We start from the raw sequence: 17,752 nt of genomic DNA on the forward strand, positions 1-17,752 counted from the left end.
ATTAAAATAAAGCAGATTCTTTTTTGATATATTTATCTAAACATTTTACTAATACGTCTTCTGTTTTAGTAAAAAAATGATTAGCATCATTTATAGCCTGAAAGTCAACTTTAATACCTTTTTGGGCACTCAATTTTTTATCTAGATCTGTAATATGTTCTAAGGGAACTAACTCATCCTTTTTTCCATAAATCATTAAACCTGAAGTTGGACATGGAGATAAGAATGAAAAGTCATAAACATTTGGTTGTGGCGAAATTGCAATAAATCTATTTATTTCTGGTCTTCTCATTAACAATTGCATTGCAATTAAAGACCCAAAGGAAAATCCTGAAACCCAACATTGTGAGTTATCAAAATTTTCACGCTCTAACCAATCTAATGCTGCAGCAGCATCAGCTAGCTCACCTTGACCATTATCAAATTCACCATCACTTTTTCCAACACCTCTAAAATTTACTCTACATACAGAAAATCCATTTTCCATAAAAGTATGAAACGTATCAACCACAACTTTATTATTCATTGTTCCTCCATATTGAGGATGAGGTTGTAATACTAACGCTATTGGTGATGTAATTTTTTCACTTTTGTAATACTTTGCCTCCATTCTTCCAGCAGGCCCAGGTATAAAAACTTCAACTATTTTATTGTCCATAAATGATATTGATTATTATTCTCAAAAAAAAATACACATATCATAACTGAGCGACAATATGTTATCTTTTTTATGTATTGTATACTTGACTAATTTAGTCAGGTTTGTATAAAAAGCCTACTTAAATAAGGATAATATGAAATTAACTTCAAAAGGTAGATACGCAGTAATGGCTTTAGCTGATCTTGCTAAGTTCAATAGTGTTAATCCAGTATCTTTAAGAGATATATCGTTAAGACAAGGTATTTCTTTGGATTTTTTAGAACAAATTTTTTCTAAGTTAAAAAAATATAATATCGTAAAAAGTATTAGGGGTACTAATGGAGGTTATATCTTAAACAAAGAACCAGAAGAAATTAAATTAGCAAACATACTTAGTGCCGTAGATGAAGAAGTTAAAACTGTTCAATGCAAGAAGGAATCTAAAAAAGGATGCAATAGTAAGACTACGAAATGTATCACTCATAATTTATGGGACGAACTTGAAGTTCATATCAATCATTTTTTCGAACAAAAAAATTTAAAAGATCTTATAAGCAATTCTTCAGAAAGTAGAAATTAAAATGGATGCAAGAGAAAAAGAAATAGAAAAATTAAAAGATTATAAATATGGATTTTCAACTGATATTGAAAATACTAGAGCACCCAAGGGTTTAAATGAAGAAGTAATTAAGTTTATTTCAAATATTAAAAAAGAACCACAATGGATGCTTGATTGGAGATTGAAAGCCTTTGAAAGATTAAAGCAATTAAAAGAACCCAATTGGCAAAAACCTAAATATCCCAAAATAGATTATCAAGATCTTTATTATTATTCAGCACCGAAAAGCATGGATGACAAACCAAAAAGTTTAGACGAATTAGATCCAAAATTATTAGAAACTTATAATAAACTTGGAATACCTCTTCAAGAACAAGCAAGACTTAATGGAATAGCAGTTGATGCTGTATTTGATTCAGTTTCTGTTGCAACCACTTTTAAGGGTGAGTTAAATAAAAAAGGAATTATTTTTTGCTCTATGTCAGAAGCTATACAAGATCATCCTGAATTAGTAAAAAAATATTTAGGGTCTGTAATTCCAATATCAGATCATTATTTTGCAACACTTAACTCTGCAGTGTTTACTGATGGTTCATTTGTATATATTCCTGAAGGAGTAAGGTGTCCAATGGAACTGTCAACTTATTTTAGAATTAATGCTACTGAAACAGGTCAATTTGAAAGAACTTTAATCATTGCAGATAAAGGAAGTTATGTAAGTTATCTAGAAGGATGCACAGCACCAATGAGAGATGAAAATCAATTACATGCAGCAAATGTAGAATTAGTTGCACTAGATGATGCTGAAATAAAATATTCAACTGTACAAAATTGGTATCCTGGAGACAAAGATGGAAAAGGTGGAATTTATAATTTTGTAACTAAAAGAGGTTTGTGCAAAGGAAAAAATTCAAAAATTTCTTGGACACAAGTTGAAACAGGTTCAGCAATTACATGGAAATATCCAAGCTGTATATTGATGGGTGATAATTCTGTAGGAGAATTTTACTCAATAGCAATAACAAACAATCATCAAAAAGCAGATACAGGTACTAAAATGATTCATTTGGGTAAAAATACAAAAAGCAAAATAATATCAAAAGGTATTTCAGCTGGATTTGCAGATAATACTTATAGAGGCTTAGTGGATATTGCAAAAAATGCTGACAATGCAAGGAATTTTACTCAATGCGACTCTCTTTTGATGGGTAATAAGTGTGGAGCGCATACTGTTCCATACATAAAGAATAAAAATTCTAGCTCAAATATTGAGCATGAAGCAACCACATCTAAAATTAGCGATGAACAATTATTCTATTGTAATCAAAGAGGTTTAAATCAAGAAGAGGCTGTTAGTTTAATTGTTAACGGTTTTTGCAAAGAGGTTCTGCAACAATTGCCAATGGAATTTGCTGTTGAAGCTCAAAAATTAGTAGGAATAAGTTTAGAAGGGAGTGTTGGTTAATGTTAACAATTAAAAATCTTAAAGCGAATATTGATAATAAAGAAATTTTAAAAGGTTTAAATTTAGAAATTAAACCAGGAGAGGTGCATGCAATTATGGGGCCTAATGGATCTGGAAAAAGCACTCTATCAAATGTTCTTTCAGGGAAAAAAGGATACACTGTAACTGGTGAAGTAAAGTATTTTAATGAAAATCTTTTAGAATTAGAGATTGAAGAAAGAGCTCATAAAGGAATATTTTTAGCATTCCAATATCCATTAGAAATACCAGGGGTTAATACTAATATATTCTTAAAAACATCTTTAAATGCAATTAAAAAAGCTAAAGGTGAAAAAGAACTAGATGCTATTGAATTCTTAAAATTAGTTAAACAAAAAGCTGGAGAATTAAAATTTGATGAAAAAATATTAAGCAGACAATTAAATGTAGGGTTTTCTGGTGGAGAAAAGAAAAAAAATGAAATACTTCAAATGTCTATCCTAAATCCTAAGCTGTCTATTTTAGACGAAACAGATTCTGGGCTTGATATTGATGCTTTAAAAATAGTATCTGAGGGTGTGAATGCATTAAGAAGTAAAGATAGTTCTTTTTTAATCATTACCCACTATCAAAGATTACTTGATTATATTAAACCAGATTTTGTTCATGTTTTAATTAATGGTCAAATTGTTAAATCTGGAGGATCTGAATTAGCAATGGAATTAGAAAGCAAAGGTTACGAAACTCTTAGTTAAATGATTGAACAACTAAAATCAGATTTCAATAAGATGACAGAAAATTTAAAATTTTCTGAAAGCAATATTGAGTTTAGAAAAAAAAATTTAACAAATTTTATTGATAAAGGCTTTCCAAATAAAAGAATTGAAGATTGGAAATTTTCAGATTTAAATCAAATAATATCATCTAATATTAAAAATTTAAGTTTTTATAACGATAAAACTTACGAACCTAAAGATCAATTATCTTTAATTAATAAGTTTGAACATAATAAGATAATTTTTATTAATGGAGTTATTTCAAAAGTAGACATTAAGTACGAGGATGACACTAAAGTATTAATTAATAATGGTTTAGATTTAAGTAATAATATCAATGGAATTAATCCATTAGTATCATTAAATCATGCTCTTGCTAGCGCACATATAGGTATTACCGTTAAAGAGAATTATTCATTAAATAAACCTCTAGTTTTATACAATATAACTACTGAGAATGTTAATTCAACTGCACTCAATTTAAGAACAGATATTAAGTTAGAAAAAAATAGTAACTTGAAATTAGTTACTATATTCGATGATCAGTCTCAAAATAATTTCATTAATATAAATCAAAATTTTGATATTGCTCAAGATGCAATCCTTAAAAGCTACAAAATTGATCATAAAACCAATTCTAATATTAAATATTTTTATAATAATATTAATCTTGAAAAAAATAGTATTTCTGAAAATTTTATTTTTTCAACAGGATCTAAATTTATCAAAAATGAAGTAAATTGTAATTTAAATGATCAATACAGTTCAGCATTTATTAATGGTGTGATAAATTTAAAAAACTTACAACATCATGAAATTAAAACGAACATAAATCATTTAGCAGAAAATACAAAAAGCTATCAATTAATCAAAACGGTTTTAAATGACAATTCTAAAGGTATCTATCAAGGTAAAATTTTTGTTGATCAAAAAGCACAGAAAACAAATGGGTACCAACTAAGTAAAGCTTTACTTTTAAATGAAAATACAGAATTCGATGGTAAACCTGAACTTGAAATTTATGCAGATGATGTAAAATGCTCACATGGATCAACTTCAGGTAACCTAGACGAAGACTCGATATTTTATCTAATGTCTCGAGGTCTAAGTTATCAGCAATCAAAAGAATTATTGATTAATGGTTTTCTAATGGATGCAGTTGAAAAAATTACTGATTTAGAAATCAAAAATTTAATCAAAGAGATGATGGGAGTTGTAGAGTGAGTATAGAAAATATTAAAAAAGAATTTCCAATATTTAATAATAAAGTTCATAATAATGATCTTGTATATCTTGATAGTGCTAACTCATCTCAAAAACCACAATCTGTAATTGATAGAGTTAATGATTTTTATACAAATGAATTTTCAAACACAGGTAGAAGCGTTCATTACTTAGCGGTAGCTGCAACTAATCTTTATGAAAATACAAGATCTTCTGTTCAAAAATATATTAATGCTAAAGATAAAAATGAAATTGTATTCACTAAAGGTGCGACTGAGGCAATTAATCTTGTAGCTAATACCTATGGTCAAAAATTTTTAAATGAAGGGGATGAAATACTTATAACAGAACTTGAACATCATTCTAATTACGTGCCCTGGCATTTTTTAAGACAATCTAAAGGTATAAAGATTGAGTTTGCAGAAATTAATGATGATGGAGAGATTACTTTAGAAAGCATTGAAAAAAAAATTACATCAAAAACAAAATTAATTGCTATTACACACTTATCAAATGTAACGGGATCAGTTTTACCAGTTAAAGAAATAACAGAACTTGCTCATTCAAAAGGTATTGCGGTTTTAGTAGATGGATGCCAAGGTGCTCCTCATTTAAAACTTGATATGCAAGACATAGACTGTGATTTTTATGCTATTTCTTGCCATAAAATGTACGGGCCAACAGGTCTTGGTGTTTTATATGCAAAGAAAAAGTGGCTAGAGGAATTACCACCCTATCAAGGTGGTGGTGGAATGATTCAAGATGTAAAAAAAGATAGTATTTCATATGGTGATTTACCCAATAAATATGAAGCCGGAACAATGGCTACAGCACAAGTTATAGCATTTGATCAATCTATAAAATTTTTAGAAAAAATCGGAATTGAAAACATGATTAAACATGAGCAAGAATTAATCGAATATGGTCAAGAAATTTTAAGAAAAAATAATTCAGTTAAATTAATTGGTAACCCAAAACATAGATCAGCAGTTTTATCTTTTACTATAGAAGGTGTTCATCCACATGACATAGCTACAATATTGGATGAAGATGGTGTTGCTATTAGAGCAGGTCATCATTGTTGTCAAATCCTACATGACAAATTAGGAATACCTGCAAGTGCACGTGCTTCATTAGGTGTTTACAATACAAAAGATGATTTAGATCAACTTAATAATTCTATCAATAACTGTAAGAAAATTTTTAATCTCTAATGAATATAAAAGAACTTTATCAAGAAATAATTTTAGAGCATGGTAAAAATCCACGTAACTTAAGAAAAACTGAAAATTTTAATAAAGATGCAATGGGTAAGAATCCATTATGTGGTGACAATGTACATATATTTTTAAAACTTGATGAAAATAAAAAAGTAGAAGATATTTCATTTGAAGGTAGTGGCTGTGCAATTTCAATGGCCTCAGCATCAATTATGACTGATTTAATTAAAGGCAAAGAAGAAGTGGAAGTTAAAGAAATTGTAAATGACTTTTTAGGTATGATTAAAGAAAACCCTGAGCTAAAATCAAAAAACCTAGAAGAAGATGAAAAAACTAAATTAATGTGCTTGTCAGGAGTAAAACAATATCCAATGAGAGTAAAATGTGCGACTTTATCATGGCATACCTTAATTTCTGCAATTGACAATACTCAAGAAGAAATTAATACTGAAAAATTAGATTAAATTATGGATTTAAGAGAACAAGTGATAGCAGAAATTAGAAAAATTTATGACCCAGAGATACCGGTCAATATTTATGAATTAGGTTTAATTTATGATGTTAAAGTAAACGAGTCTAAAGCTAAAATTATAATGACCTTGACTACACCAAATTGTCCTGTTGCAGAAAGCTTACCGCAGGAAGTTAAGGATAGTGCAATGCAAGTAGAAGGCATTGAAGAGGTTGATCTAGATTTAGTTTTTGAACCACCTTGGGAAAAATCAATGATGTCTGAAGCTGCTAAATTGGAGTTAAATCTATAATGAACCCTATCATTAAATTAAGTGATAATGCTGCAAGTCGTATTAAAGAAATTATGTCTGGAGTTGAGTCGAATTCAATTGGTGTTAGAGTTGCAGTTAAATCTGGTGGTTGTGCTGGCATGTCTTATGTAATGGAATATGCAAAAGAAATAAATCCTTCAGATGAAATAATTGAAGATAAGGGTGTTAAGGTTTTTGTTGATGCTGCAGCTGTTATGTACTTATTAGGCACTGAAATGGACTATAAAAAAGAAGAATTTTCATCATCATTCGTATTCAATAATCCCAATGAATCTGAACGTTGTGGTTGTGGCGAGTCATTTAAAGTATAACATTACCTAAACGCATATCAGTATTGCAAATATCACATATCTATGGTATCAATTAGTTATGAATAAATTTGAATTTAAAAATCTTGTTAAATCTCTAGAAAAGTCACTGAAAGAAAGAACTTTTTTCAAGACTCTTAGAAAAGAAGTAAACACTGGTGCTAATGGCACACAGGATTACGTTGTCAAAAAAGGAATTAACAAAGATACAATCGCAACAACTAGACAGTAATTAGTCTTAGCTGCTGTAATACATCTCAAACTCTACAGGATGAGGTGCGTGTTCAAATCTATGTATCTCTTCAAATTTTAATGCAATGTAAGCATCAATTTGATCATCAGTAAATACACCACCTTCAGTTAAAAATTCTCTATCTTTATCTAAACTTTCCATTGCTTCTCTTAATGATCCACAAACAGTTGGAATGTTTTTAACTTCTTCGGGAGGTAATTCATAAAGATCTTTATCAAAAGATTCGCCTGGATGTATTTTATTTTTAATTCCGTCTAAACCAGCCATAAGCATAGCAGCAAAAGTTAAATATGGATTTCCTGAAGCATCAGGAAATCTTATTTCACATCTTGCACCATTTTTACTTAATGAAATTGGTATACGACATGAAGCAGATCTATTTCTTGCAGAGTAAGCAAGCAGAACAGGGGCTTCAAAACCTGGAATTAATCTTTTATAACTATTTGTTGTAGCATTTGAAAAAGCATTAATTGCTTTTGCATGTTTTAAAATTCCACCAATATAGTGAAGTGCTGTTTCAGATAACCCTGCATAAGCATCACCAGAAAAAACTGGTTTGTCGTCTTTCCAAATTGATTGATGAATGTGCATACCTGAACCGTTATCTCCTGCAATCGGCTTTGGCATAAAAGTTGCTGTTTTTCCAAATGAATGTGTAACCATTTGAACTACATATTTATATAATTGAACATTATCAGCTTGATCAACAAGTGTTCCAAAGTACATACCAAGTTCATGTTGACTTGGTGCTACTTCATGGTGATGTTTTTCAACTTTAATACCTACCTCTTTTAAACTTTTTAAGTATTCACCTCTCATATCTTGTTCACTATCAACTGGAGGGACTGGAAAGTAACCACCTTTTACTGGAGGTCTATGACCCATATTTCCATTTGCATACTCTGTTCCAGAATTATAAGGACCTTCTTTACTATCTATTTTAAAACCAGTGTTGTTTGGATCATTATTAATTCTAACATCATCAAAAACAAAAAATTCAGGTTCAGGACCAAAAAAGGCTTTATCACCAATGCCAGATTTTTTTAAATATGCTTCTGCTTTTTTAGCAGTTCCTCTTGGGTCTCTCTCATAAGGAGATCTTTTAACAGCATCTAAAATATCACAAAAAAGGATTAGAGTATTATGAGATGTAAAAGGGTCCATAATCATTCTAGAAGTATCAGGTATTAAAATCATGTCAGACTCGTTAATTGCCTTCCAACCAGCAATAGATGAACCATCAAAAAATACACCTTCATTTAACATTTCTTCATCAACGATAGTGTGATCCATTGTTAAATGTTGAAGTTTTCCTCGAGGGTCAGTAAATCTTAAATCAACAAATTCAACTTCTTTTTCCTTCATGAATTTTAGAACATTGGCAGCAGTCATAGTTTCTCCTTTTTTAAATTTTGTGGTCAATTAATAACAAATGTTTCTTTAATAATATTGCTTGAATAATAAATATCACCTATGCGTTTTTTACATATGAATTACAACATTATTTGTTAAATTATCAATCAATTATTAGTTGAAATATGAGCTTATTAGATAAAGAACCTGTTAAAAGAGCTGAAAAATTTCTTAAAAACTTTGACCAATCCTTAGAGGTAATAGTTTTAGAAAATTCAGCAAGAACAGCACAGGATGCAGCAACAGCTTTAGCTTGTGATGTAGGTGCAATTGTCAAAAGCTTATTATTTAAAGCGGAAAATACTTTTATATTATGCTTAGTAGCAGGCGATAAGAGGTGTTCATTAAATAAACTAAAAAAAGTTAAAGATAAAAAAGATATTTCAATGGCATCACCAGAAGAAGTTAAGACACAAACTGGCTATACAATAGGGGGTGTCTCACCTGTTGGGCATTTAGAAAAAATTGAAATTATAATAGACAATTCTTTAGAAAGGTTTAATGAATTGTTTGCAGCAGCAGGACATCCAAACTGTGTATTTAAAATAAACTATAACGGTATTCAAAAAATTACGAATGGAAATGTTGAAGATATAATTGAATGAGACAACCTAGGTTAATTGATTATACATTATTAGTAGTTTTAGCTTTAATATGGGCATCAGCTTTTTTTAATATCAAAATTGCAACAGAATCTTTTGGACCAATTACAATTGCATTCTTGAGAGTTTTTTTTGGAGCAATTCCAGTATTATTATTATGCTTTTATAAAAAAATTAAGATAGAAGCATTTTCCAAAGATTGGTATTGGTTTGCTATAATAGGTTTTGTCAATTTAGTATTACCTTTTTTCTTAATAGCTTACGGTGTGAAATCTGTACAAAGTAATTTGGCAGCAATCTTAATGTCAACAACACCCTTGAGTTCAACAATATTGGGTCACTTTTATACAAAAAACGAAAAGTTCAATTTAGTTAAAACTTTTGGAATACTAATTGGTTTTTCAGGAATTATTTATTTGTTTTCAGATAATCTATTAATAAATGATAGTAATTTTATTTCTGCGTTATTAATATTACTTGGGTCAACTTGTTATGTGATTGGAGGAGTTTTAACTCTTAAAATTAGTAAGAAAAAGAATGAAAATGTAACAGGTTCTATATTAATTTGGGCCGTCCTAATCTTAATACCATTTGTTTATTTTATTGAAAAACCATGGAATTTAATTCCAAGCATTGAATCTACAATATCAGTAGTTTATTTAGGAATGGTTTCAACAGGTGTTGCTTGGTTGCTAAGATTTAAAATTCTAAAAGATAATGGTCTTATATTTCAATCACAAGTCTCTTACTTAATTCCAATATTCGGTACTATATTGAGTTATATTTTTTTAAAAGAAATAATAACACCTAAAATTTTATTATCTTTATTAGCAGTTGTTGTTGGAATTTACTTTGTTAAAAAAGCAGATCAAAAAAAAACTACTTAAACTGAACCATTTCTTTAATATGAGATGGTCTTGTTTCGCAACATCCACCTAAAATAGTAGCACCAGCATTTTTAAATTTTTTAACAAAATTTGCCATCAATTCGGGTGTTAAATCTTTTCTTTGACCCAAAAATTCATTTGGGTTACCAGTTTTACTGACATTATAACTATTAGTATAACCATCTTTAGGATTAGTTGTCACAAAAGCATTAAGCTTAAATCCAAACGGAACACCTAAATTTTTTACTTCTTCTAAATTTTCATAAAAGTTTTCAGGAGAAACACAGGATAAAATTAATCCTAGTAAATTATTATGATTAATATTGTTAATAATATCTGATATTTTTTCACCACTTGGAAGATTTATTCCCTCAGAAATGTGAGCACCTATTAAGTATGGCTTATTAAATTCTTTAATTGCTTCAATTGCTAATTTAAACTCTTTTACACTAGACAAAACATCTAAGTAAAAAAAATCAATATAAGGATCTAATAATTTTGCTTGATCATAAAAGTTTTGCTTAATTTCATCATCTGGTCTTGTATCTTCTTCGTATGTTAAATATTGAGGTGGAAGACCGCCTGCAATTAACACATTAGGATGTTGTTCTTTAGCTTTCTGAGCTATTTCACCAGCTTTTTTGTTTAAGTATTCAAACTTATCTTCAATTTTATTATCACGTAATCTTATTCGTCTAGTAGTAAAGGTTGCTGTAACAATAACTTCAGCACCCGCTTTAATAAAGTCTAAATGTGTGTCTAGTAAGAGTTGATGGTATTCTTCTTTTAAAACAGCATTTGCACTCCACAATGTGCCGTTTGGCTTCATACCACGAGCCAACAATTCTTGTCCCATACCACCATCTAAAATTCGTGTTGTTTTAAAAAAATTAATATCCATTTTTATTCCTTACTTTTTTAGTGCTTTGGCTCTATGCCAGGTGCACAATACAGTTCAACTACCTTTACCAATTATATAATGATTTCCTTTTTAGCAGTTAGTACCTGCAATATGGATCAAATCGGTAAAATATTTATATATCTATTAGACTGATTAGTAAATCACTTCTTGAATAATATTTTAGCATTAAATGAGAAGGATCTTCTCTCACCATCAACGTTAAATGGATAAGCTGTGTGCATTAAATAATTTGGAAAAATCAATAGATCTCCTAATTTAGGGTTTAAATTATAGATACTTTTACTTAAAAAGTTTTTTTGACCATTAATAAAATCAATAGTTCCATTAGTTTTAATCTTTTTATTCTTAACTAATTTATTTTGATTCATATCTTTTGGGATTTTAAGATAGCCAACACCTGACAGTTGTCCTTCATGATAATGAATTGGATTATATTCATTTTTTAATTGCCTAACCACCCATAGATTTATTATCTTAATTTCTTTAATTTTTTTAACACCTGACTTATCAAGGTAAACTTTAATATTTTTTATTAATTCTTTAGACAAATTCTTATTAATTAAAGTTTTAGGTATCTTAATTTCATTCTTAATTTGACTTGCAAGTTTAGGGCTATAATCATTTTTTTTAGATAATTGAGACTTATCAATGTGATTATTTAATATAGTAATAATTTTTTTGGATAACTTTGTTTTTCCTATAGTGGGTCCAAATGCTCTAAATGTTTTCATAATCTTTCTATAATAATTTAATACTTCTGTTATGCAAACAACTTCAGTCCCATTCGAATAGCGACAAATATGACAAGTCCCGATGTCACTAGAGCTAATATTCTTGCAGGAAAAATTTTAAGATTTAAATAGTTTCCAAGCTGGCCGCCTATTAAAACAAACAGAAATAATGGCCAATAATCATAAATTCCATTTATTGTTGATGCCTTTGTAAATTGGCCAGCAAGTCCTGATAAAGAATTAATCAGTATGAATAATGATGCTGCTGTTGCAATGTTTTTTGCTTTATCTACTCTAATTAATAACAATATAGGGCTTAAGAAAATTCCACCACCAATTCCAACCACACCAGACACAAATCCAATAGATGCACCAATTAATATCGATAATATTTTTGGTATCTTGTTATAAAATTCAATTTTTTGATCAAAAGATTGAAATTTCATGAGAAGTAGAACTCCTGCTAGTGCTAAGACTAAAAAAAGTAAAATTTCAAAAATTTCTTTATCTACTGATAAAGATCCTCCTATGAATGCAAGTGGCACAGATGATATCAAATATGGGGTAAGGATCTTAAAATTAATATTTCCAGCTTTAATATAATTTATACAATTTCCTGATACGACAATAATATTACAAAAGAGAGCAATTACAGGAAAGATCAAGTAAGGAATATCCCAAATTAATAGAAGGGCTAGATAGGTAGAGCCACCACCAAAGCCAACACTTGAATATAAAGTTGCTGTTAGAAGAAATAAAAATGATAATATAATCATAATAATTATTTTAAATTTATGATTGTAAATATAGCACTTTTAACTGTTACGGACACCAGAACTTTTGAGAACGATAAGTCTGGTGCGATCTTAGTAAAAAAAATAGAAGAGGCTAAACATAAATTAATAGATAGAAAAATTTGTAAAGATAACAAAGATGACATCATTAAAATCCTTAAAGATTGGATTAATCAATCAGAAATAGATGTTGTAATTACAACAGGGGGCACTGGGCTTACAGGTCGAGATATTACACCAGAGGCAGTAAACGAGATAGCTGACAAGCATATTCCAGGTTTTGGAGAGGTGTTTAGAACAATAAGTTTAAAAACAGTTGGTACATCTGCTATTCAATCTAGAGCTTGTGCAGTACTAGCTAATGGTAAGTATGTGTTTGTTCTACCAGGATCTTCAGGTGGTGTTACTGATGCTTGGGATGGAATTTTAAAACATCAGTTAGATATAAATCACAAACCTTGTAATTTTGTAGAACTATTTCCAAGACTTAAGGAAAAATAATTATTTTTGATATTTTTCTTTCCATTCAGGATAAGGCATACCATATACATGTTCGCGTGCATCAAGCTCTGAAATTTCAATACCTTTTTTTTCAGCTTCTTCTCGGTACCATTTTGATAAACAGTTTCTGCAAAAGCCAGCAAGGTTCATAATATCTATATTTTGAACATCTTTTCGTTCATCTAGATGTTTGAGCAATCTTTCAAATGTAGCAGACTGTAATTCTTGTTTTTTATCTTCTCTCATAATTAAAATATTAGACACATTTCAATTAAGCACAAGATGTAGGTTGCATTCAATCTTAAGTAGAAAAATTAATGTTTAAAATATAGATATTATCATCTTTTTTTGTTTAAATATTTTATGGCTATTAAAAAAAAGATGGCTGGTAAAAAAAAGAAAACAGCCAAAAAGTCAAAACCTAAAGTTAAAAAAAAATCTAAGATTATTAAAAAAGTTAAAAAGAGTGTGACTAAAAAGAAGTTACACAAACCAATCAAAAAAAATAAGCTTAAGAATAATAATAAAAGAGAGAGGATAAAAATGAGCACAGAAACAGTAAAAGGTGGACGATCTCCGTTACTAGATACGTCTCACTTAAATGTCAAATTTCCATTTAAAGAAAAATATGGAAATTTTATAGGAGGAAAATTCGTTGAACCAAAATCAGGTAAATATTTTGACAACGTAAGTCCAATCAATAATGAAGTTATATGTTCCGTTCCAAGGTCAGATGCAAAAGATGTTGAAGCTGCATTAGATGCTGCACATGCTGCTTTTCCTACTTGGGGAGTTACATCAATAACTGAAAGATCTAACATACTACTTAAAATAGCTGATGTTATTGAAAAAAATCTTGAACTATTAGCTACTGCTGAATGTTTAGATAATGGAAAACCAATTAGAGAGTGTATGGCAGCTGACTTACCATTAGTTGTTGATCATTGGAGATATTTTGCTGGAGTAATCAGAGCAGAAGAAGGTTCGGTTTCAGAGATAAGTAATAGTGAATATTCTTATCATATACCTGAACCACTTGGTGTAGTTGGACAGATTATACCATGGAACTTTCCATTATTAATGGCAACATGGAAACTTGCACCAGCACTTGCTGCAGGTAACTGTGTAGTTTTAAAACCAGCTGAGCAAACACCGGCATCAATCTTACTATTAATGGAGCTTATTGGAGACTTATTGCCTCCAGGAGTTGTTAATGTTGTAAGTGGTTTTGGTCTTGAAGCAGGTAAACCATTAGCCTCATCTAAAAGAATTAGAAAGATTGCTTTTACTGGTGAGACTACAACTGGACGTTTAATCATGCAATATGCATCACAAAACTTAATTCCAATAACTTTAGAATTAGGTGGAAAATCTCCAAATGTTTTCTTTGAGGATGTCATGGATCAAGATGATGATTTCTTCGATAAATGTCTTGAAGGTTTTGCAATGTTTACCCTTAATCAGGGTGAGGTTTGTACTTGTCCTAGTAGAGTGTTAATCCAAGAATCTATCTATGATAAGTTCATGGAAAGAGCAGTTGCTAGAACGAAAGCAGTCAAGCAGGACAATCCTCTAAAAATGGAAACTATGATTGGTGCTCAAGTATCATTAGAACAAATGGAAAAAATAAAATCTTACTTAGATTTAGGTAAGAAAGAAGGTGCTAAAGTTCTATGTGGTGGTGAAGTTGCTAACTTAAACAGTGGTTTGGAAAAAGGAAATTATATCCAACCTACTATTTTTGAAGGCAATAACTCTATGAGAGTTTTCCAAGAAGAAATTTTTGGACCAGTTGTATCTGTTACTAAATTTAAAGATGAAGCTCATGCATTAGAAATAGCTAATGATACTCTTTATGGTTTAGGAGCAGGTGTTTGGACTAGAAATGGGAATATTGCTTATAGAATGGGAAGAGGAATCCAGGCTGGTAGAGTTTGGACTAACTGTTACCATGCTTATCCAGCTCATGCTGCTTTTGGAGGATACAAACAATCTGGAATCGGTAGAGAAACACATAAAATGATGCTTAATCATTATAGACAGGTGAAAAACTTACACGTGTCTTACAGTGAGAAAAAATTAGGCTTCTTTTAACAGATATATTATAATGGCCTGTATTAAACTACAGGCCATATAACTATGAAAGTTTCAGCAACCCCTTCAGCTTTAGAACTAATTGAAGATCTAAAGAAAGATCATGGTAAAGAATTACTCTTTCATCAATCTGGTGGATGTTGTGATGGAAGTGCTCCAATGTGTTACCCTGTTAAAGAATTTTTAGTAAGTGATGACGATGTTTTAGTTGGAAAAATTGGTGGTATTCCTTTTTACATAAGTGAAACTCAACATGAAGCATGGAAAAATACAGATTTAATTATTGATTGCATTCAAGGTATGGGTGGAATGTTTTCTTTAGACAATGGAACTGGCAGAAGATTTTTAACAAGATCTGAGATTTGCGTTCCTGAAAAAAAATCAATTAATTAATTAAATTTCATTTTAACTCTTAGTGTAAGTAAAATTACTATAATAATAAGATAGATTAAGGGTTCAACTGTAACTACTTTAACTAACCATAAGTAGTGAATAATTCCTAATAAAGAAATTATATAAACAAGCTTGTGTAGTTTTTTCCATTTATCTCTCAACAACCTTATCATTCGTTTAGATGAAGTAAGAGCAAGTGGCACTAATAAAAGCCAAGCTAAAAATCCAGCAAATATAAATTTTTTTTTTATAATATCATCTCCAATACTAGACCAATCAAAACGATAATCTATGCCAACATATGTCATCATGTGTGCTGATGCATAAAAAAAAACAAACAACCCAAACATTCTCCTATAGCTAATCCAAAAATTTAATTCAGTAAATTTTTGTAAAGGAGTCATTGCAAGAGTTATTATGATAAAACGAAGTGTCCACTCACCAGTTACATGTGTTATTTTTTTCACAGGTTCTGGACCTAATTGATTAAAAATAATTTGATAAACAATGATTAATATTGGCAGTAAACAAAAAAAGAAAATTGGTATTTTTATATATTTCTGCATGTTTTATAAAACAAATTTATGTATCTAAAAGTTTTTCTTTAAATCCATACCTGAATATAAATGTGCAACTTCATCACCATACCCATTAAACATTTCAGTCTCAATCCTAGGAGCTAAAATACCTTCACCTATGACACGTTCTGTTGCTTGTGACCATCTTGGATGAGAAACATTTGGGTTAACATTTGAATAAAATCCATATTCTCTTGGGGACGATCTCATCCAAGATGATGTAGGCATATTTTCAACTAATTTTATTTTAACAATTGCTTTTGCACTTTTAAAACCATACTTCCAAGGAACAAAAATTCTTAATGGAGCTCCATTTTGATTAGGCAATGTTTTTCCATAAAGCCCAGTAACAACTGTTGTTATAGGATGCATAGCTTCATCAATTCTTAATCCTTCTCTATAAGGCCAATTTAGAACAGGGTATCTTTGGCCATTCATTTGTTCAGGGTCATAAACACTTTCAAATTCAACAAATTTTGCAGTATTTTTAATAGATACTTTACTAAGTAACCTACTTAGAGAAAATCCCATCCAAGGAATAACCATTGACCAACCCTCAACACACCTTAGTTTGTAGATTCTTTCTTCCGAAGGAAATAAAGAAATTATTTCTTCAGCTGAAATCGTAACTGGATTTTCTACTTCCCCCTCAATAGTTACACTCCAAGGTTTAGTAATAAATTCTTGTGAATTTCTATAAGGATCACTTTTACTGGTACCAAATTCATAATAATTGTTATACGTCGTAATATCTTCATATGATGTTAGCTTAGTTTTATTTTGTGAATAAGCATTGTTTAAGAATGGTATACTGCTCAAAGATATTGAACCAACACCAAGCCCAATTGATTTAATAAATTTTCTTCTTTTATTGTAAATTAATTCTGGTGTAATTTCTGAATGTTTATATTTTTTCATTTTTTAATAGGATTACCTTTTAACCATTCACTTTCATCATTTTTATAATGTTCTTTTTTCCAAATAGGTGATCTTTTTTTGATTTCTTCAATTATATACCTAGATAATACGTAAGCTTCATCTCTATGTTTGCAGGCAACTGCGATAATTATACTAGTTTCTCCAAGCCCCACATAGCCCTTTATATGCTCTATAAAGACTGCTTTATCTATAATTTTAAGTTTTTCTGTAGTCTCTTTATAAATTTCTTCAAAACTTTTTAGTACTAGTTCGTCATGACTATCATAAGCTATACCAATAACTTCTTTATTTTCATTAATATTTCTTACATTTCCTGTAAAAATAATTGAAGCTCCGTATGTAGATGATTTGATAAATGCTTCTGCTTCAGAAGTTTTTATTTTATTTTTTTCAATATCTATAATTTTTGCATGTAACATCAGCCACCGCCTATTGGAGGTATAATCCCAATTTTTTGATCTTTTGTAATTTTAAAATTATCATTAACAATATTATTATCTTCAGAGCAAAAAGCAGAGCTTTTAACTATTTTTATAAAATCTTCATTACCTTTAAAATTAATATCCAAGTAATCGATGATTTCTCTTCTTAAATCTTTGATTTCAATTTTTTCTTTAAGATCAAATTCTAAGTAATCTTTATTGCTAAAATCTCTACTTGCTCCAAATAACTCAAGTTTAATTTTCATG

General features: G+C 29.7%; 24 protein-coding genes and 1 riboswitch. Of the genes, 14 read left to right on the top strand and 10 right to left on the bottom strand.

The window, feature by feature from the left end; all coding sequences use genetic code 11:
• Position 1 precedes the first annotated feature (1 nt).
• Entirely contained in the window at positions 2–658 is a 657-nt protein-coding gene (locus AC5SL4_RS01725; RefSeq protein WP_494587493.1) for an alpha/beta hydrolase, read from the bottom strand.
• Between the two features lie 136 nt (positions 659–794).
• On the opposite strand from AC5SL4_RS01725, the gene AC5SL4_RS01730 reads away from it, so the two are divergent.
• Genes AC5SL4_RS01730 through AC5SL4_RS01770 form a run of 9 tightly spaced genes read left to right on the top strand, consistent with a single transcriptional unit; the run spans position 795 to position 7,188 of the window.
• Positions 795–1,220 carry an RrF2 family transcriptional regulator gene (locus AC5SL4_RS01730; protein WP_006997175.1) on the top strand — a complete coding sequence of 142 codons (426 nt, stop codon included), beginning with the start codon at positions 795–797 and terminating at the stop codon, positions 1,218–1,220.
• A 1-nt stretch (position 1,221) separates the two neighbouring features.
• Complete coding sequence (gene sufB, locus AC5SL4_RS01735) at positions 1,222–2,664, top strand: Fe-S cluster assembly protein SufB (RefSeq protein ID WP_006997174.1); 1,443 nt, start codon at positions 1,222–1,224, stop codon at positions 2,662–2,664.
• Entirely contained in the window at positions 2,664–3,398 is a 735-nt protein-coding gene (sufC, locus tag AC5SL4_RS01740; RefSeq protein WP_271480634.1) for a Fe-S cluster assembly ATPase SufC, read from the top strand. Before sufB ends, sufC begins: the two co-directional genes overlap by 1 nt.
• Positions 3,399–4,643, top strand: coding sequence for a SufB/SufD family protein (locus AC5SL4_RS01745; protein ID WP_006997172.1), 1,245 nt, complete (start codon positions 3,399–3,401; stop codon positions 4,641–4,643).
• On the top strand, positions 4,640–5,857 hold the full coding sequence (locus AC5SL4_RS01750; protein WP_006997171.1) for an aminotransferase class V-fold PLP-dependent enzyme: 1,218 nt from the start codon (positions 4,640–4,642) through the stop codon (positions 5,855–5,857). Before AC5SL4_RS01745 ends, AC5SL4_RS01750 begins: the two co-directional genes overlap by 4 nt.
• Positions 5,857–6,327 (top strand): Fe-S cluster assembly sulfur transfer protein SufU, encoded by a 471-nt coding sequence (gene sufU, locus AC5SL4_RS01755; protein ID WP_006997170.1) that lies wholly within the window; start codon positions 5,857–5,859, stop codon positions 6,325–6,327. The genes AC5SL4_RS01750 and sufU overlap by 1 nt, the downstream gene beginning before the upstream one ends.
• A 3-nt stretch (positions 6,328–6,330) precedes the next feature.
• Positions 6,331–6,627, top strand: coding sequence for an iron-sulfur cluster assembly protein (locus tag AC5SL4_RS01760; protein WP_011281910.1), 297 nt, complete (start codon positions 6,331–6,333; stop codon positions 6,625–6,627).
• Positions 6,627–6,959 (top strand): HesB/IscA family protein, encoded by a 333-nt coding sequence (locus tag AC5SL4_RS01765; RefSeq protein ID WP_020169243.1) that lies wholly within the window; start codon positions 6,627–6,629, stop codon positions 6,957–6,959. Before AC5SL4_RS01760 ends, AC5SL4_RS01765 begins: the two co-directional genes overlap by 1 nt.
• 58 nt (positions 6,960–7,017) lie before the next feature.
• Positions 7,018–7,188, top strand: a complete 171-nt coding sequence (locus AC5SL4_RS01770) for a hypothetical protein (protein WP_006997167.1) — start codon at positions 7,018–7,020, stop codon at positions 7,186–7,188.
• Positions 7,189–7,194: 6 nt separating this feature from the next.
• Here the strand turns inward: AC5SL4_RS01770 and glnA are convergent, their stop codons facing one another.
• Positions 7,195–8,601, bottom strand: a complete 1,407-nt coding sequence (gene glnA / locus AC5SL4_RS01775; protein WP_011281912.1) for a type I glutamate--ammonia ligase — start codon at positions 8,599–8,601, stop codon at positions 7,195–7,197.
• Between the two features lie 146 nt (positions 8,602–8,747).
• Between glnA and AC5SL4_RS01780 the strand changes: the two genes are divergently transcribed.
• Together AC5SL4_RS01780 and AC5SL4_RS01785 are read left to right on the top strand one after the other, a co-directional pair.
• The gene (locus tag AC5SL4_RS01780; protein ID WP_494587494.1) at positions 8,748–9,227 is read left to right on the top strand and encodes a YbaK/EbsC family protein; all 480 of its coding nucleotides are present in this window, start codon (positions 8,748–8,750) and stop codon (positions 9,225–9,227) included.
• Positions 9,224–10,111, top strand: a complete 888-nt coding sequence (locus tag AC5SL4_RS01785; RefSeq protein ID WP_494587495.1) for a DMT family transporter — start codon at positions 9,224–9,226, stop codon at positions 10,109–10,111. The genes AC5SL4_RS01780 and AC5SL4_RS01785 overlap by 4 nt, the downstream gene beginning before the upstream one ends.
• On the opposite strand, the gene AC5SL4_RS01790 is transcribed toward AC5SL4_RS01785, so the two are convergent.
• The 3 genes from AC5SL4_RS01790 to AC5SL4_RS01800 form a co-directional block, all read right to left on the bottom strand.
• Complete coding sequence (locus AC5SL4_RS01790; RefSeq protein WP_494587496.1) at positions 10,104–11,012, bottom strand: homocysteine S-methyltransferase family protein; 909 nt, start codon at positions 11,010–11,012, stop codon at positions 10,104–10,106. The genes AC5SL4_RS01785 and AC5SL4_RS01790 overlap by 8 nt on opposite strands.
• A gap of 9 nt (positions 11,013–11,021) precedes the next feature.
• Positions 11,022–11,085, bottom strand: a riboswitch (SAM riboswitch).
• A gap of 88 nt (positions 11,086–11,173) precedes the next feature.
• Positions 11,174–11,764, bottom strand: coding sequence for a 2OG-Fe(II) oxygenase family protein (locus tag AC5SL4_RS01795; RefSeq protein ID WP_494587497.1), 591 nt, complete (start codon positions 11,762–11,764; stop codon positions 11,174–11,176).
• 29 nt (positions 11,765–11,793) lie between these two features.
• The gene (locus tag AC5SL4_RS01800) at positions 11,794–12,540 is read right to left on the bottom strand and encodes a sulfite exporter TauE/SafE family protein (RefSeq protein WP_006997161.1); all 747 of its coding nucleotides are present in this window, start codon (positions 12,538–12,540) and stop codon (positions 11,794–11,796) included.
• A gap of 18 nt (positions 12,541–12,558) precedes the next feature.
• Between AC5SL4_RS01800 and AC5SL4_RS01805 the strand changes: the two genes are divergently transcribed.
• On the top strand, positions 12,559–13,059 hold the full coding sequence (locus AC5SL4_RS01805) for a molybdenum cofactor synthesis domain-containing protein (RefSeq protein WP_006997160.1): 501 nt from the start codon (positions 12,559–12,561) through the stop codon (positions 13,057–13,059).
• Here AC5SL4_RS01805 and AC5SL4_RS01810 read toward each other — a convergent pair whose 3' ends face one another.
• Entirely contained in the window at positions 13,060–13,305 is a 246-nt protein-coding gene (locus AC5SL4_RS01810) for a DUF1244 domain-containing protein (protein WP_006997159.1), read from the bottom strand.
• Between the two features lie 297 nt (positions 13,306–13,602).
• Between AC5SL4_RS01810 and adh the strand changes: the two genes are divergently transcribed.
• Positions 13,603–15,153: an aldehyde dehydrogenase gene (gene adh, locus AC5SL4_RS01815; RefSeq protein ID WP_050748707.1), complete on the top strand. Its 1,551-nt coding sequence runs from the start codon at positions 13,603–13,605 to the stop codon at positions 15,151–15,153.
• Between the two features lie 45 nt (positions 15,154–15,198).
• A complete protein-coding gene (locus tag AC5SL4_RS01820; protein ID WP_006997157.1) occupies positions 15,199–15,546 on the top strand; it encodes a DUF779 domain-containing protein in 348 nt (115 codons plus the stop codon).
• Here the strand turns inward: AC5SL4_RS01820 and msrQ are convergent.
• From msrQ to AC5SL4_RS01840, 4 genes are read right to left on the bottom strand one after another with little or no spacing between them, the layout of a single operon-like run.
• A complete protein-coding gene (gene msrQ / locus AC5SL4_RS01825; protein WP_011281921.1) occupies positions 15,543–16,112 on the bottom strand; it encodes a protein-methionine-sulfoxide reductase heme-binding subunit MsrQ in 570 nt (189 codons plus the stop codon). The two genes, AC5SL4_RS01820 and msrQ, sit on opposite strands and share 4 nt — an antisense overlap.
• A gap of 24 nt (positions 16,113–16,136) precedes the next feature.
• Positions 16,137–17,042 carry a protein-methionine-sulfoxide reductase catalytic subunit MsrP gene (msrP, locus tag AC5SL4_RS01830; protein ID WP_011281922.1) on the bottom strand — a complete coding sequence of 302 codons (906 nt, stop codon included), beginning with the start codon at positions 17,040–17,042 and terminating at the stop codon, positions 16,137–16,139.
• Complete coding sequence (locus AC5SL4_RS01835; RefSeq protein WP_011281923.1) at positions 17,039–17,482, bottom strand: molybdopterin synthase catalytic subunit; 444 nt, start codon at positions 17,480–17,482, stop codon at positions 17,039–17,041. Before AC5SL4_RS01835 ends, msrP begins: the two co-directional genes overlap by 4 nt.
• Complete coding sequence (locus AC5SL4_RS01840; protein ID WP_011281924.1) at positions 17,482–17,751, bottom strand: hypothetical protein; 270 nt, start codon at positions 17,749–17,751, stop codon at positions 17,482–17,484. Before AC5SL4_RS01840 ends, AC5SL4_RS01835 begins: the two co-directional genes overlap by 1 nt.
• Position 17,752: the final 1 nt, after the last annotated feature.

It is taken from the genome of Candidatus Pelagibacter sp. PS_02 (assembly GCF_059418065.1).